The sequence below is a fragment of the Micromonospora sediminimaris genome (assembly GCF_016863575.1).
In the GTDB taxonomy this organism is placed as follows: domain Bacteria; phylum Actinomycetota; class Actinomycetes; order Mycobacteriales; family Micromonosporaceae; genus Micromonospora; species Micromonospora sediminimaris.
This window is the reverse complement of the sequence record NZ_BOPD01000029.1, coordinates 55,629-69,348: the sequence shown is the minus strand read 5'-3', so window position 1 is coordinate 69,348 and position 13,720 is coordinate 55,629. Positions and strand designations below refer to the sequence as shown.

8 protein-coding genes are annotated in these 13,720 nt (G+C 68.7%); 5 read left to right on the top strand and 3 right to left on the bottom strand.

Annotated features, from left to right (window positions below; translation table 11 throughout):
* Positions 1-161: 161 nt before the first annotated feature.
* The gene (locus Vse01_RS22400) at positions 162-740 is read left to right on the top strand and encodes a TetR/AcrR family transcriptional regulator (RefSeq protein WP_093402998.1); all 579 of its coding nucleotides are present in this window, start codon (positions 162-164) and stop codon (positions 738-740) included.
* Positions 740-1,903 (top strand): GDSL-type esterase/lipase family protein, encoded by a 1,164-nt coding sequence (locus Vse01_RS22395; RefSeq protein WP_093402997.1) that lies wholly within the window; start codon positions 740-742, stop codon positions 1,901-1,903. The genes Vse01_RS22400 and Vse01_RS22395 overlap by 1 nt, the downstream gene beginning before the upstream one ends.
* A 9-nt stretch (positions 1,904-1,912) precedes the next feature.
* Here Vse01_RS22395 and Vse01_RS22390 read toward each other — a convergent pair whose 3' ends face one another.
* Entirely contained in the window at positions 1,913-2,284 is a 372-nt protein-coding gene (locus Vse01_RS22390; RefSeq protein WP_170863378.1) for an effector-associated constant component EACC1, read from the bottom strand.
* 74 nt (positions 2,285-2,358) lie between these two features.
* Here Vse01_RS22390 and Vse01_RS22385 point away from each other — a divergent pair, with 74 nt between their 5' ends.
* Positions 2,359-7,626: a caspase, EACC1-associated type gene (locus Vse01_RS22385; RefSeq protein WP_170863377.1), complete on the top strand. Its 5,268-nt coding sequence runs from the start codon at positions 2,359-2,361 to the stop codon at positions 7,624-7,626.
* Positions 7,627-7,745: 119 nt separating this feature from the next.
* On the opposite strand, the gene Vse01_RS22380 is transcribed toward Vse01_RS22385, so the two are convergent.
* Entirely contained in the window at positions 7,746-8,279 is a 534-nt protein-coding gene (locus tag Vse01_RS22380; RefSeq protein ID WP_170863376.1) for a phosphopantetheine-binding protein, read from the bottom strand.
* Positions 8,280-8,532: 253 nt separating this feature from the next.
* On the opposite strand from Vse01_RS22380, the gene Vse01_RS22375 reads away from it, so the two are divergent.
* Together Vse01_RS22375 and Vse01_RS22370 are read left to right on the top strand one after the other, a co-directional pair.
* Complete coding sequence (locus tag Vse01_RS22375; protein WP_093402991.1) at positions 8,533-8,841, top strand: phosphopantetheine-binding protein; 309 nt, start codon at positions 8,533-8,535, stop codon at positions 8,839-8,841.
* 323 nt (positions 8,842-9,164) lie between these two features.
* Positions 9,165-12,143 carry an AfsR/SARP family transcriptional regulator gene (locus tag Vse01_RS22370; RefSeq protein WP_170863375.1) on the top strand — a complete coding sequence of 993 codons (2,979 nt, stop codon included), beginning with the start codon at positions 9,165-9,167 and terminating at the stop codon, positions 12,141-12,143.
* Between the two features lie 6 nt (positions 12,144-12,149).
* Here the strand turns inward: Vse01_RS22370 and Vse01_RS22365 are convergent, their stop codons facing one another.
* Positions 12,150-13,607 carry a class I adenylate-forming enzyme family protein gene (locus tag Vse01_RS22365; protein WP_093402988.1) on the bottom strand — a complete coding sequence of 486 codons (1,458 nt, stop codon included), beginning with the start codon at positions 13,605-13,607 and terminating at the stop codon, positions 12,150-12,152.
* Between the last annotated feature and the right edge of the window lie 113 nt (positions 13,608-13,720).

The window sequence follows — 13,720 nt, the reverse complement described above, 5'->3', positions numbered from 1 at the left end:
CCCCAGTCGCGTCGGTAACGGGCTCGGCATCGTCGTCGGTGCCGCGTCCGGGCGGCAACACCGTCTCGGAGATCCTGTCACTCGTAGCGATGGGCCCGGGGGTGCCGCCGGGAGAAACCTAAAGCTATTAGGTTTTAATCTAAAGGGTGTAGGGTGTGGGTATGGCACGAGCGAACCTCACCCCGGCGGTCGTCATCGCCGCGGCGGCCCAGCTGGCGGACCGGGAAGGATTCGACGCGATCACCCTGTCGGCGCTGGCCCGCCATTTCGGCGTGCAGACAGCGAGCCTCTACTCGCATGTCCGTGACCGGTCCGCACTGCTCGACAGCGTCCAGGAACTGGCCCTCGGCGAGCTGGCCGACCGGATCGCGATCGCGATCGGCGGCCGCTCGCAGCGAGACGCGCTCACCGCTCTCGCCGACGCGCACCGCGACTACGCCCGTCAGTTCCCCGGCCGTTGGGCCGCCCTGCAACGTCCGGCGGCGGCGACCACCGTGCGGTCGGACGCCGCCGGCAGGCTGGTCGCGCTCACGCTGGCCATGCTCCGTGGCTACCAGCTGCCGGAGACCGAACTCGTGCATGCCACCCGGCTGCTCGGCGCGACAATCAACGGCTTCCTCGCACTTGAGGTGGCCGGCAGCTTCGGGCACCGCGAGCCCCCCGCCGACGCCTCCTGGCAACGGGCGCTGAGCGCGCTCGACACCGCATTCCGCTTCTGGCCCACCGAAGGGAACCACTGATGCCCGTCCCATCCGAACTCCTCCGTGGCGTCGCCGAGGTCGAGGCCACTCCGCGCGGCCTCCGGCCGCACCGGCTGCCGACCTGGGTACGGGAGCAGTTCCCGGACGGCCAGCTGCTCGCGATGGAGAGCCAGCCGTCCGGCGTACGCATCGTCTTCCGGACGGCGGCGAGCACGCTGGAACTGGTGACCCATCCGACCCGGGTCGCCTACCTGGGCGCCGACCGACCGCGTGGCCGCATCGACGTGTACGCCGACGGCGCACTCGCCGCCCGCGACACGCTGACCGGTGGCGACCGGATCGATGTCGATCTCACCGGCGGCCAGAGCGCCTGCCATCCCGGACAGGTGCACACGACCACCGTTTCCGGGCTGCCCGCCGGCCACCACCGGATCGAGATCTGGCTGCCGCACAACGAGAGCATCGAACTGGTCGACCTGCGGGCCGATGCCGCGATCGAGCCGGACGACGCCGCGTTGCCGCTGTGGGTACATCACGGCAGTTCCATCAGTCACGGTTCGAACGCCCTCGCGCCCAGCGAGATCTGGCCCGCTGTCGCCGCCCGCCGGGCCGGTGTCGAGCTGCGCAACCTCGGCCTGGGCGGCAGCGCGTTCGTCGACCCGTTCCTGGCCCGCGTGATCCGCGACGCCCCCGCCGACTACATCAGCGTCAAGCTCGGCATCAACGTGGTGAACCTCGACGGGATGCGGCTACGTACCTTCGTCCCCGCCGTCCACGGCTTCCTCGACACCATCCGCGACGGCCACCCCGACGTTCCGCTGCTGCTGATCTCGCCGCTGTTCTGCGGAATCCACGAAGACACCCCCGGCCCGGGGGCGTTCGACCCCGAGTCGATCGGCACCGACCAGGTGCGTTTCGTCGCGACCGGCACACCCGGGGACGTCGCGCTGGGACGCCTGACGCTCCAGGTCATCCGGCGCGAGTTGCGTTCGCTGGCCGACCGCCGCGCCGCCGACAAGAACCTGCACTACCTCGACGGCACCGCCCTGTACGGCCCGACCGACGCCACCGACCTTCCGCTACCGGACGGCCTGCACCCGAGCGCCGAAGCCCACCAGCGGATCGGCACCCGGTTCGCGGAGTACGCCTTCACCGGCACCGGCCCGTTCACCCGGACGGCAACCCCGGCGACCGCTACCTGAGACGCGCTCCTACTCCAGGTCGACGACCTGCTCCAGGGCGGCGCGGATCGTCTCGTCGGACACCGTGTCACCGGTGATCTCCACCTCGGCCACGATGCGGCCGTCCACTCGCTTACGCAGTATCAGGAAGCGACGCCGGTCGCGGTTGAGCCAGGCGTGGAACAGCGCGACGACGCTGCCCAGCGCCCCTCCCCCGCCGACCAGAATCGTGAGGTACTGCTCCCACCCCTTGGTGCCCGGTACGTCGGGGCCCTCGTCGTGCGAGATCAGACCCTGTTCGAGCAGATCCACGCGTAGATCTTCCACCGCGCTGAGTGCCGCTTCGTGGTCGTTCGCGACACCGGTCAGGCCGGGACTCACCACGATCGCCAAAGGACCCACCTCGCGCCTCCTCCGCATTACTGGCGAGCCGTACAGTAGACCACTGGTCGCGTTGTGGGCAGTCGGGAGCGAGAGTGTACAAAGCCCTCCTCATTTGCAATTCGGACTACGGCCGGTCCGGGACGCTGCCGTTCCTCCGTGGTCCCGAGAAGGACGGGAACCTGCTCGCCGCCGCCCTGACCGATCCCGACAGGGGCATGTTCACCGACGCGACAGTACGGCCCGAGCAGAACTTGACCTCGGCTCAGATGCAGCGCACCATCAACGAATTCTTCAGGTCCGCGAGTCCCGAGGACACTCTGCTGTTCTACTTCAGCGGGCATGGCCGCAGCGAGTTGCAGAAGCTCTACCTGTGCGGCGTCGACACCGAACGGGATCTCATCCCCGGCACGGCCGTCGGAAACGACACCATGAATGCGATCTTGCAGCAGTGCGTTGCCCGGACGAAGATCTTCATTCTCGACTGCTGTGACGGCGGCGCGTTCAAGGGCGACAACCTGGCCGAGCAGTTCGCGGGCCGCGGCCGGTTCGTGCTCACCGCTGCCGCCGCGACGGAGCTGGCCAAGGACGCCGAGCTCGACGGCCAGCCCAGTCCGTTCACCGCAGCCCTCGTGGACGGACTGTTGGGCGGGGCGTCTGTCGACAACGACGGCAACGTCACGCTGGCCACTCTCTACGACTATCTGCACGCCACGCTCACCAGTCCGCGGCCCGGCCAGAAGTTCGACGGATACGGTCGGATCGCGATCGCCCGCCGACCTGCGCCGGCCGTGGGAGAGGCTACGCCGCCGGCGGATCCGCAGCCGACCGATCCGACCGAGGAGGCCCTGTCGCTGCTGGAACGGCCGACCTCCGGCACGGCCGTGAACACCGAACAGCTGGCCCAGTTCCGCGCGAACCTGCGCCCCGACATCGCCGCGGAGATGCCACCCGCCCTCAACACCACTGAGTTCCTGCATCGGGCCCACCTGATGCGCAACGGGCGGCTGACCTACGCGGGAGCGCTGCTGTTCGGCGAGGATCCGACGGCCGTGGTGCCGACCGCCATGGTGACCTGCGTACATTTCAAGGGTTCGAACCGGGACGAGTGGTACGCGCGAGAGGAGTTGCGCCGGACGGTACCGGAGCAGATCGTGCAGGCGCGCAACTTCGTCGCCCAGCGGACGGCGCAGGGTGAGACGTTCACCGGCGACTCGATGACACCGGTGCCGGTCAACGACTACCCGATGATCGCGGTACGCGAGGTCATCGCGAATGCCCTCGCGCACCGCGACTACGAGCACCGGGGCATGTGCGTGCACGTTCGGGTCTTCGACGACCGGGTGGAGATCGTGAACCCAGGTTCCTGGCACGGGCCGGAGTTGCCGGACGGCGAAGCGATCCCGATCAGCCAACTACGCTCGGAATCCGACCGCCGCAACTTCCACTTCGCGCGGGTGTTGACCTGGATGCGACTGGTGGAGGGCGAGGGCTCGGGCATTCCCCGCGCCGTCGGCGAATGCCAGCGCATCGGCGCACCTGAGCCGACCGTGGTGCAGACCGGCGACCGCGTCATGGTGACGATCTATCCCCGGGCCCTCAAGACCACCACGAAGGTGTACGTCTCGTCGACCTTCCCGGATCTGACCGAGTGCCGCCGCGCGGTCCACACCGCCGCTCGGCGGCTCAATGTCGAAGACGTCGCGATGGAATCGTACGTCGCGGAGAGCCGTCCTCCCCTGGAGGCGTCGCTGCGGGCCGTTGCCCGCAGCGATCTCTACATCGGGCTGTTCGCGTGGCGGTACGGTTTCGTGCCGGCGGGCCACGACCAGTCGATCACCGAGTTGGAGTACCGGGAAGCGCTACGACTGGGCAAGCCGTGTCTGATCTTCCTCCTGGCTGACGACGCGCCGTGGCCGGCCACCATGGTCGACCGTGGCGAGGCGGGCGAGCGGATCGAGGCGCTGCGTACGGAGCTTCGAGGGCGCCATCTCATCGCGTTCTTCCGCGGTCCGGAGGATCTCGCAACCCAGATGACCGCCGCGCTGGCCAACTTCCTGGCGGGCACCCAGCCCCCTGAAGCCGACGACAAGGCCATCGCCGAGAGCCTGCGGGGATACTTCCTGCGGCTACGCCAGCGCTACGGTGGACTCGACCTGGAGGCGTTGTCCGGGCCGGGCTATCGACGGATCGACCTCGGGTCCGTGTTCGTCGAGCCGGTTGCCCGTGAGGAGGTCGGCCCCGGAGCGACGCCGTCAGCGGTGCCTCTGTTCGAGCTGCTGTCCGATCCAGGCCGCCGGACGGTGATGCTGCTCGGTGCCCCCGGCGCGGGCAAGTCGACGGTGGCGCAGTATCTGGCACTGGCACTGGCCGAACCGCATCGGGAGCCCCGACTCGCGTCGCTGCGCGGGCACGTTCCGCTGCTGGTTCCGCTCCGCTCCTACGCTGCGCCAGCCGGCGACGGTCGGCGGGAGGGCATTCTCGATCACCTCGACCACCTGCATCGCTCCGAGGGCCTCGGCCTGCCGCGCTCCGTGCTGCGCGTCCTGCTGGACGCCGGTCGGCCCATGATCTTCATATTCGACGGGCTGGACGAACTGTTCGATCCCCGCCAACGTGAGGCGGTGACGGGCCTCATCGCGGCATTCGCCGCCGAGTATCCCTCCGTCCGGATCGTGGTCACGTCGCGGCCGGTCGAGTACAGCCAGCGGATCCTGGCCGAGGCCGGGTTCCACCATCTCACCCTGGATCCCCTGAACGACGCCCAGATCGCAGATTTCCTGTCCAACTGGTATGCGGTGGAGACGCCGGACGACCCTGCCAAGGCGGAACCACACCGGAAACGTCTCCGGTCCGCGATCCGCGACAGCCCGGCCATCCGGGCTTTGGCCGGAAACCCGTTGCTGCTGACCGCCCTGCTCTCGCTGAGACTCCGGCCGGAGCAGCCCAGGAATCGATGGCAGCTCTACGACCACCTCACGGACGTCCTTCTCGACCGCTGGGACCAGCACCGCCACCTGAGCCCGACCCAGCACGCCGCAGCCTTCGTCGACGTCGCCGACAAGAAGCAGATGCTGGGACGCCTGGCGTACCTGATGCAGTCACAGGGCGCGACGCGCCTCGATCGAGATGAGCTTGACCGGGTCTTCGAGTCCTACCTGGAGGAGCGGTACGGCCTGTCACGTGTGCAGTCCCGGCAGGTGATCGGCGAGCTCATCGACGAGTTCCGCGTACGCGACTTCATGCTCGTCCGCTACGACGACAGTCGGTACGGCTTCACGCATCGCACCCTCCTGGAATGGTTCTGCGCGCGGGACATCGTCCGGCAGCACCATGAGGGGCAAGCGGAGTCGTTACTGGCCCTCTTCGCCGCGCACTGGGCCGACCAGTCGTGGTGGGAGGTGCTCCAGCTCGTCGCGGGAGCGGTGCCCCCGGCGCTGGCCGGGCGGCTGATCCAACTCCTCTCTACCGAGGTCAACCGGCCCTGGCCGGCCGACCGGTTCACCGAGCCGCCGTGGAATCTCGTGCTGGCCGTGCAGTGCCTCGCCCAACTGCGGATCGGACCCGCGGTGGCCCGGCCGGCGTACGCGCTCCTGCGCCAGCTCATCCTGCTCATCGAGCACGGCGTGTCCACCGGCGACGAAGCCACCGCCGTACTGATCGAGGACCGAATGCTGCCGGTGATCAGGACGCTGGGCACCGACTGGCCGGGCCGAGAGGCGTACCCGCGCTGGTACCGGCGACGTGGGTTCGAGCTGACCCGGGGCACCGCGTACGCCGAGGTCGCCGCGCGGCTCGCCACGCTTCTCGGCGCTCCGCGCGACGGCATCCAGGAGCTTCTCGACCCGCTGGCCGACGAAGGGGATCACCAGGCGCAGCTCGCACTGGTCGCCGGACTGGCCGAAACCGCGATCTCCGAGGCTGGGCTGCCGGTCGAGCGGGACCGCTTGACGGCCGGTCGGGCACGGCTGATCGGGTACGCCGTCAACAGCGCTGACCCGGCGGTGCGGCGTGTCGCGCTCGACGCGCTCGTCAGCGGCTACGGCGTCGACGACGCTCTGGTGAATCTGCTGCATCACCGGGCCCGCAGCGACGAGGACCCCCCGGTACGCGCCCTGGCGGTGCGGGCGCTCGGCCACCATGACGACGGGGACGTCCACGACACCCTTTGCGAGAGACTGGCCAAGGATGTCGCGCCTCCGGTGGTGGAGGCGGCGGCCATCGCGCTGCTTGACCAGCCCGGCAACGCCCCACTGGTCCGGCGGCAGTTGCTCGACCGGATCCATGAAGACGAGTCCGGGGCGGTGCGCAGCATTGCCGTCCGCCTGCTGAGCCGGCACTTTCCGGACGCGGGGCTGATGCTCGAACGTGTGCGTCACGACCCCGACCCGGACACCCGCCTCGCGGCGCTGGAGGCACTCGTGCGAACCACCGACCACAGTGCGGCGGTTCTCGACACAGCACGCGACGATCCGGCGCCAGCGGTACGGCTCGTCGCCGTCCACGCTCTCGCTAACGGCAGTCCGGCCGTCCTCGCGGACGCCGCCGAGGACCTGATCCGAGACGCGGACCCGGCTGTGCGACAGGCCGTCGTCAGTACTCTCGTCCGAACCGGCACCCGCGACCACCTCGCGCTCGAACGCATCCGCGAGGATCCGGACCCGCAGGTGATCCGCGAAGCGGCCACCGGCCTCTTCGGCTGGCAGTCCCCCGTGCGAAACGAGGTTGTCGCGGCGCTGCTGCAACGCGGCAGCCACGACGTTGACCCCGCTGTCCGAGCCGCAGCCGTCGAACTGCTCGCCAGCTCGCCCCTCCCGGCCGAGCAGTCGAGGGCGTTCCTCCTCGACCGGGTGAACGACCCGGATCCCACCGTCCTGGCGGCCGCCGCCGGCGCGCTGCTCGCGGCGGACGGCGGGCCCACGGTGGCACCGCTGCTTCGAACACGTGCTACCAGTGACGACCCGACCATCCGACGCGCCGTGGTCGAGCTGCTCAGCCGAGACTCGGAGGGCGACAGCGACACCCTCGCCCTGCTGGTGGAGCGGGCGAGCACCGACCCGGACGTCTCCGTCCGCCGTGTCGCCGCGGCAGGTCTCGTGGACAAGGGACGCGACCGCCCCCAGGTCGTCGACCTGTTCCGCGACCTTTTCACCGACGGCGATCCCGGCGTACGCCGCACAGCGGCCTGGGCACTGGCGCAGCACCACCCCACCGAGGAGTTCCGCGACCTGCTCGTGGACCAGGCCGCCCATCACCCCGACCCGGCTCTGCGGCGGCTCGCCGAACAGGCCCTCACCTGGCTGCCCGGCACCGAGATCGACGACCTACCCGACCGCACACCGAGCTATCCCGACCCCCGGTAGCCGCCTTCGTGGACCGATGCCGTGAAGCCGACCGGATGGACTCTGTCCGAGGCATCCTTTCGACCGGCGCGGGCCATCACCACTCGGGTAAGCCACTGGGACATGAACATGCGTACTCACTACTGCTGCTGTAGTACCCGAGCTTCGCTCAGAAGACCGGCTACACCGCGGATGTGGTAGGTGCTCATGAAGTCGTAGACGTCCAGCGCCTCGCCGAACTCGTCTTCGATCTTCGCAAGGACCTCGACCGCAACAATCGAGTCGCCGCCGAGGTCCAGAAAGTCGTCGTGCACGCCGATCCACTTGAGGTTCATGGTGCTGGTCCAGATCGACAGGAGCCGCTCTTCGACACCGTCGACCGGACCTTCGAACAGGGTGCACGTGCCGGCGATGACGGCGGACCGGACGTATTCGGTGTCGAGCGTGTTGCCGGCGAGCGGCATGGCGTCGACGAGCAGCACGCCGTCCAAACCACAGCCCGCACCGAGCCGGTCCCACACGTAGCCACGAAGCTCCGGCCCGCTTACGTACTGGGAAAACTCGACCACGCCGATCGTGACGTCCCGATCGTCGTGGCGGATCGTCGTCGCCCGGGCATCACGCACAGCCGGATGCCCCAGCAGGGTGGATGCGAGCTCTGCCAAGCCAACCATCAACCGCTCCTTCAGTAACGGCGGCAATCCGAGCCGTCGGCGCGGATTGACAACAGTCGCCAATGTGCCACGGATGCTTGAGCGGTCGCAGAGAAGAACCGGCAGAAGTTCCGGAAGTGGTTGACTGCCCTTGCTTCTTACCGCCAATCCTTGCCCGCACCGGCCGCGCGAACCACAATTCTCCCGAGGGTGGCGAACCTGCGACTGTTCGCTAATAGACGCCATATTGTCGCCAGCCAGGGGGTAATTGACGATGAACGAGATCAGCTATGCACAGTCGTCGCTCGTCGAAGAGGACAGGCCAAGCACCACTACGGAACGGGTCATCGCCGAGGTGTGGGCCGAGGTACTGAATCTCGACGAGGTCGGGCGACACGACAACTTCTTCGACCTCGGCGGCCATTCGGTGCTCGCGACGCAGGCCGTGGCAAGGTTGTGCGTCGCCCTGGACCGGCAGTTGCCGGAGCGGGCCCTGTTCGACTGGCCGACCGTCGCGACTCTGGCCTCGGCTCTGCCCGGCTACCCCGTCGCCGAACAGGTTGCGCCCATCAGGCGCCGGTGAGTGACGGGCCGGGGGCTTCCGGAGCGGAGCTGCCCCGCCGCACCCGCGGGTCGGACAAACCGATCAAGCCGGAACCACACGACATGACGGATCCTCACGACATCGAGCGACCAAACTATCGTTCAGAATTTACCGGGGTTTCGTCCGCGACAGGTCATCAGTAAGACGATCTGTAACCGGTCAAACCGCCTCCCGACGAATTGAGGTTACTCGCGGTATCCCTGCTCCGCGGCCCGCTCGAGTACGCCCGGTTGCCGCCTGAACGACTTCCGGAACAAACGTGATTGATGATCGTCGTTCCGTGATACCGTATGCTGGCCGACATGGTGCGAGTCGAGTTCCGGGTTCTCGGAACATTGGAAGCCGTGGTCGATGGTTCCCCCGTGCCGATAACCTCCCCGCGGCAGCGCATAGTGCTGGCCAATTTGCTGATGGCCGCCAACCATGTCGTGACCGTGGAAAAGCTGATCGGCGCAGTTTGGGACGATTCCCCGCCGCCCAGCGCGCGTGGTCAGATCCAGATCTGCATCTCCGCGTTGCGCCGGGCTCTCGGCAGTCCGGAGATCATCGACACCAGCCCACTCGGGTACTCCATCCGGGTGGCCCGTCAGCAGCTCGACTACCTCATGTTCGACGACGCTCTCGCCCGGGGCCGGTCCGCCGCAGCCAAAGGTCGGCTGGACGAGGCGCTTACGCAACTGGACCGCGCGATCGACATCTGGTCCGGACCGGCCTTGGGCGGAGTGCCGGGCCGGGCCGCCGAAGTTGTCTCCCACCGTCTGGAGGAACGGCGGATCATGGCGCTGGAGGACCGCGCCGAGATCCGTCTTGGCCTGGGCGGTCATCGGGAGTTGGTCGAGGAACTGGTCGCGTTGACCACGGAGTACCCACTGCGGGAGCGCCTGTGGGGATTCCGGATGCTCGCGCTGTATCGGTCCGGACGGCAGGCAGAAGCGCTGGCGACGTACCGTACGGCCCGCACCAACCTGGTGGGCGAGCTCGGCATCGAGCCGAGCCAGTACCTGCGCAAGCTGGAACGCGCGATCCTCAGCCAGGACAGCAGCATCAGCGGCGAAGTGGACGACAGCCGAACCGAGGCCGCCACGAGCGTGCACCGTCCGCAGGAGTTGCCCGCAGATCTGCCGGACTTCGTCGGCCACGCGGCGCTTATCGAAACCCTGACCGCCACGCTGACCAGCGAGGACACCAAGCAGGTGCCGATCGCGGTCATCACCGGCGCGCCGGGCTGCGGAAAGACCTCGCTGGCCCTGCACGTGGCCCATCTGTTACGCGCCAAGTTCGTCAACGGCAGCCTCTACGCCTGCCTCTACGGGAGCACCACGCAGCCACGCTCGACCGAAGCCGTACTCAGCGACCTCCTGCACGGACTCGGCGTCGCCCCGGCGGCGATCCCGGTCGCACCCGGCCAGCGGATCAACCTGCTACGGAGCCAGCTCGCGACGCGGCGGCTGTTGATCGTGCTGGACGATGTGGGCAACGAGGACCAGATCGCCGACCTGCTCCCCGGCGTGCCAGGCCCGGCGGTGCTGATCACCAGTCGCCGCCGGCTCGCCGGCATCCCGGGCGCCCGGGCCGTCGACGTGGACATGATGTCGGCCGAGGAGAGCCTCACCCTGCTCGGCCAGATCTGCGGGGAGCAGCGGGTCGCCGCGGCGCCCGAGGCTGCTGCGGAGCTGGCCGAGATGTGCGGTGGTCTGCCCCTGGCCGTGCGGATCGCCGGGGTCCGACTGGCTGCGCACCCGCACTGGGCCGTTGGCACCCTGCTGGACCGGCTGCGCGACGAACGGTCTCGGCTGGACGAACTCTCCCACGGTGACGTCGCGGTCCGCTCGCTGCTCGCTGACGTGTACGACTCCCTCACCGTGCCGGCGCAGACCCTGTTCTGGTTGCTCAGCGCGTTGGAGCTACACGAGTTCAGCGCCTGGACCGCGGCGGCCCTGCTGGACTGCGATTCGAGACAGGCCACGGCGCTTCTCGACGAGCTCGTGGACGTCCGGCTGCTGGAGGCCCAGCTTTCCGCGCTCACCAAGCAACCCCGCTACCGATTCCACGAGCTGGTGCGGGTGTTCGCGAGCGAGCACCGGCTGACGCAGGACGACCGGGAAACCTGCATAGCGGCGGTCACCCGATCGCTCGGTGCCCTGCTCGCCTTCGCCGAGGAGGCTCATCATCGGATCTACGGGGGACGGTTCGCGGTTCTGCACGGCACGGCACCCCGATGGGCCAGCGCGCGTGCCGAGTTCGACCGCTTTCTCGGCGATCCCACCGCCTGGTTCGACGAGGAGCGCATCACGCTGGAGGTGGCGATCCGCCAGGCGGCAGAGCTGGGGCTGGACGAACTGTGCTGGGAGTTGGCCACTGTATCGGTTGCCCTGTATGAACGGCGCGGCCTGTTCGCCGAGTGGCGTACGACCCACAACATCGCGCTGGAGGCCACCAGCAGGGCCGGCAATCGCCGGGGTGAGGCTGCCGTGTTGGCGTCGCTCGGCTCGCTCGGCGTAGCCCAACACGCCGAGGACGACGGCGAGAACCTGCTGCACGCGATGAGCTTGTTCGACGCGGTCGGCGATCAGGCCGGGGCGGCATTGACGCTGCGCAACCTTGCGCACCTGGACCGGATCCAGGGTCGACCCGACAGTGCGGTGCTGCGTTACGAGCAGGCGCTGGAGAAGTTCCGGGCAGTCGGCGACCTGGGCGCACAGGCCCACGTACTGAGTGGACTCGCGCGTAGCCACCTGGATCTCGCAGCCCCGGAGCGCGCCGAGATCCTGGCGAAGGAGTCACTCGCACTGGGTGAACAGCTGGGTAACCGTCGCCTTCAGGCCCAGGCGTTGTACCGGCTCGGTGAGGTGTTTGCCGACTCGAAGCAGTCGCTGGCCGCGAAGGCCGTCTTCCAGTCGGCTCTGGACCTCGCTCGGGCGCAGGACGACCGGATCGGCCAGTCCTACGCCCTGATCGGCCTCGGCGGGGCCATGTTGGAGCAGAACGAGTTCACCGCCGCCGAGATCCACTTCAGCGAGGCGGTCGAGATCTGCCGGATGACGCAGGAGCGGAATGTCCATGCCCACGCCCTGTTCGGCCTCGGCCGGGTGTACCTGGGCCGGAGTGAGTTCGACACCGCGGAACACTTCTTCGTGCAGGCCGCGAACGCGTTCGCGATGCAGGAGAACAATCCGTGGCACTCACGCTCCATCGACGAGCTGGGCGCGCTGCGTCGGGCCGCCGGCCGGCTGACCACGCAGAGCAACAAGAACGAGCCGGCCGGCGAGATGAAAACCTGACCGCGATCAGCCCCGCTGGCCGGCCAGCCGCCAACGTTCGAGCTTCCCGGCCGCCGAACGCGGCACCTGATCGACGAACGTGACCCGCGTCGGCACCTTGTAGTTGACCAGACCAGCCCGGCAGTGCGCCATCAGCTCACCGGTGCTGACCGAGGCTCCCGGCCGGCAGACGACGTAGGCGCCGACCGTAGCGCCCAGCACCTCGTCCTCGGCCGCCACCACCACGGCGTCCAGCACCGCGGGGTGCTCCAGCAACTGCGCCTCGACCTCGTTCGGGTAGACCTTCTCACCGCCCACGTTGATCACGTCGTGCCGACGGGGGGCGAGGAACAGATAGCCGTCCTCGTCGAGCCATCCGAAGTCGCCGACGCTGGCGAAACCGTCGGCCGTCGTTTCCAGCACCTGGCTGCCCAGGTAGGCGTCTCCTCTGGAGACCCGACCGGCGCGCATGAACACCTTGCCGGTCTGTCCCGGGCCCAGCCGGTTCCCGGCGTCGTCCCTGATGCTGATCTTCGTGAAGAATCCCCGGCCCACCGTGCCCGGCCGTTGTTGCCATTCGTCCCCACGCACCAGGGTGCCGCCGACGTTCTCGGTCGAGCTGTACACCTCGTACAGGTGTTGCGGCCCGACCAGCTCGATCCACCGCTTCTTGGTGAACGAGTCGCACGACGCGGCCGTGTGCATCACCGTACGCACACTGGCGAAGGACGCCGGATCGGGCTCGAGAAGCATCAGGATGGTGCGCATGTGTGCCGGGGTGAGCTGGATCCATTCCACCGCGTAGCGCTCGACCAGCTCCACCGTCCAGGCCGGCAGGAAGTACGGCGGCAGAATTGTGGTGTTGCCGTCGAGGAGCCCGTCCAGCAGCGTGGTGAACGGGGCCGCGTGGTGCAGCGGGCCGAGAATCAGCTGCCGCTGACCGGCGCGCCAGCCGGCGCGACGGCGCAGGGGCAACGGCACCTGGTGCGGATCGTAGCCGAGTGGTCCGGGCCGAATCGCGATCTTCGGCCGGCCGGAACTGCCGCCGGTGGGCAGCAGGTAGGCGATTCGGCTGGCCATCGCCGCCGGCGACCGCGCCGGTCGTCCCGCGCCGGCCTCGGCGTCGGCCTCTGCGGCGATGAGCTCGGCCCGTCCGTACGTCTGGCCGATGAAGTTGAGCAGCTTCTCCCGCTCGGGTACGGGCGAGGCCGGGTTCAGCGGCAGCAGTGGCAGTTCCGCGGAGAGGACGGCCACGATGTCGACCACCGACTGGATCGTGTTGTTCGCCTCGATCGCGACCACGCCCGGACCGGTCCCCCGAGCGGCGGCATCCACAAGCGCGTCCGCCCGCCGGCCGCTCCGCTCGGCCAACTCCCGCCACGTCAGTACCTGCTCGACGGAGTTCTCGTCGAAGCCGACGACCGCAGGCCGATCGGCTGACATCTCCGCGATATCGGTGATCCGCTGACGGATCGATACGCTCATTCGAGCCTCCCACAATCGAGTACGTCGTCATCCACCCGGCGGTCGGCGACCTGCCGGACGAGCCGGCCGAGGTGGACGAGACGCAGACCCACCCGGCAGACCTGGCCGGCGCA

What these genes read in the sequence shown, in the direction of transcription:
- Vse01_RS22400 (WP_093402998.1), top strand. Translation starts at nt 162, where the DNA reads ATGGCACGAGCGAACCTCACCCCGGCGGTCGTCATCGCCGCGGCGGCC.
- Vse01_RS22395 (WP_093402997.1), top strand. Translation starts at nt 740, where the DNA reads ATGCCCGTCCCATCCGAACTCCTCCGTGGCGTCGCCGAGGTCGAGGCC.
- Vse01_RS22380 (WP_170863376.1), bottom strand. Translation starts at nt 8,279, where the DNA reads ATGGTTGGCTTGGCAGAGCTCGCATCCACCCTGCTGGGGCATCCGGCT.
- Vse01_RS22375 (WP_093402991.1), top strand. Translation starts at nt 8,533, where the DNA reads ATGAACGAGATCAGCTATGCACAGTCGTCGCTCGTCGAAGAGGACAGG.
- Vse01_RS22370 (WP_170863375.1), top strand. Translation starts at nt 9,165, where the DNA reads ATGGTGCGAGTCGAGTTCCGGGTTCTCGGAACATTGGAAGCCGTGGTC.
- Vse01_RS22365 (WP_093402988.1), bottom strand. Translation starts at nt 13,607, where the DNA reads ATGAGCGTATCGATCCGTCAGCGGATCACCGATATCGCGGAGATGTCA.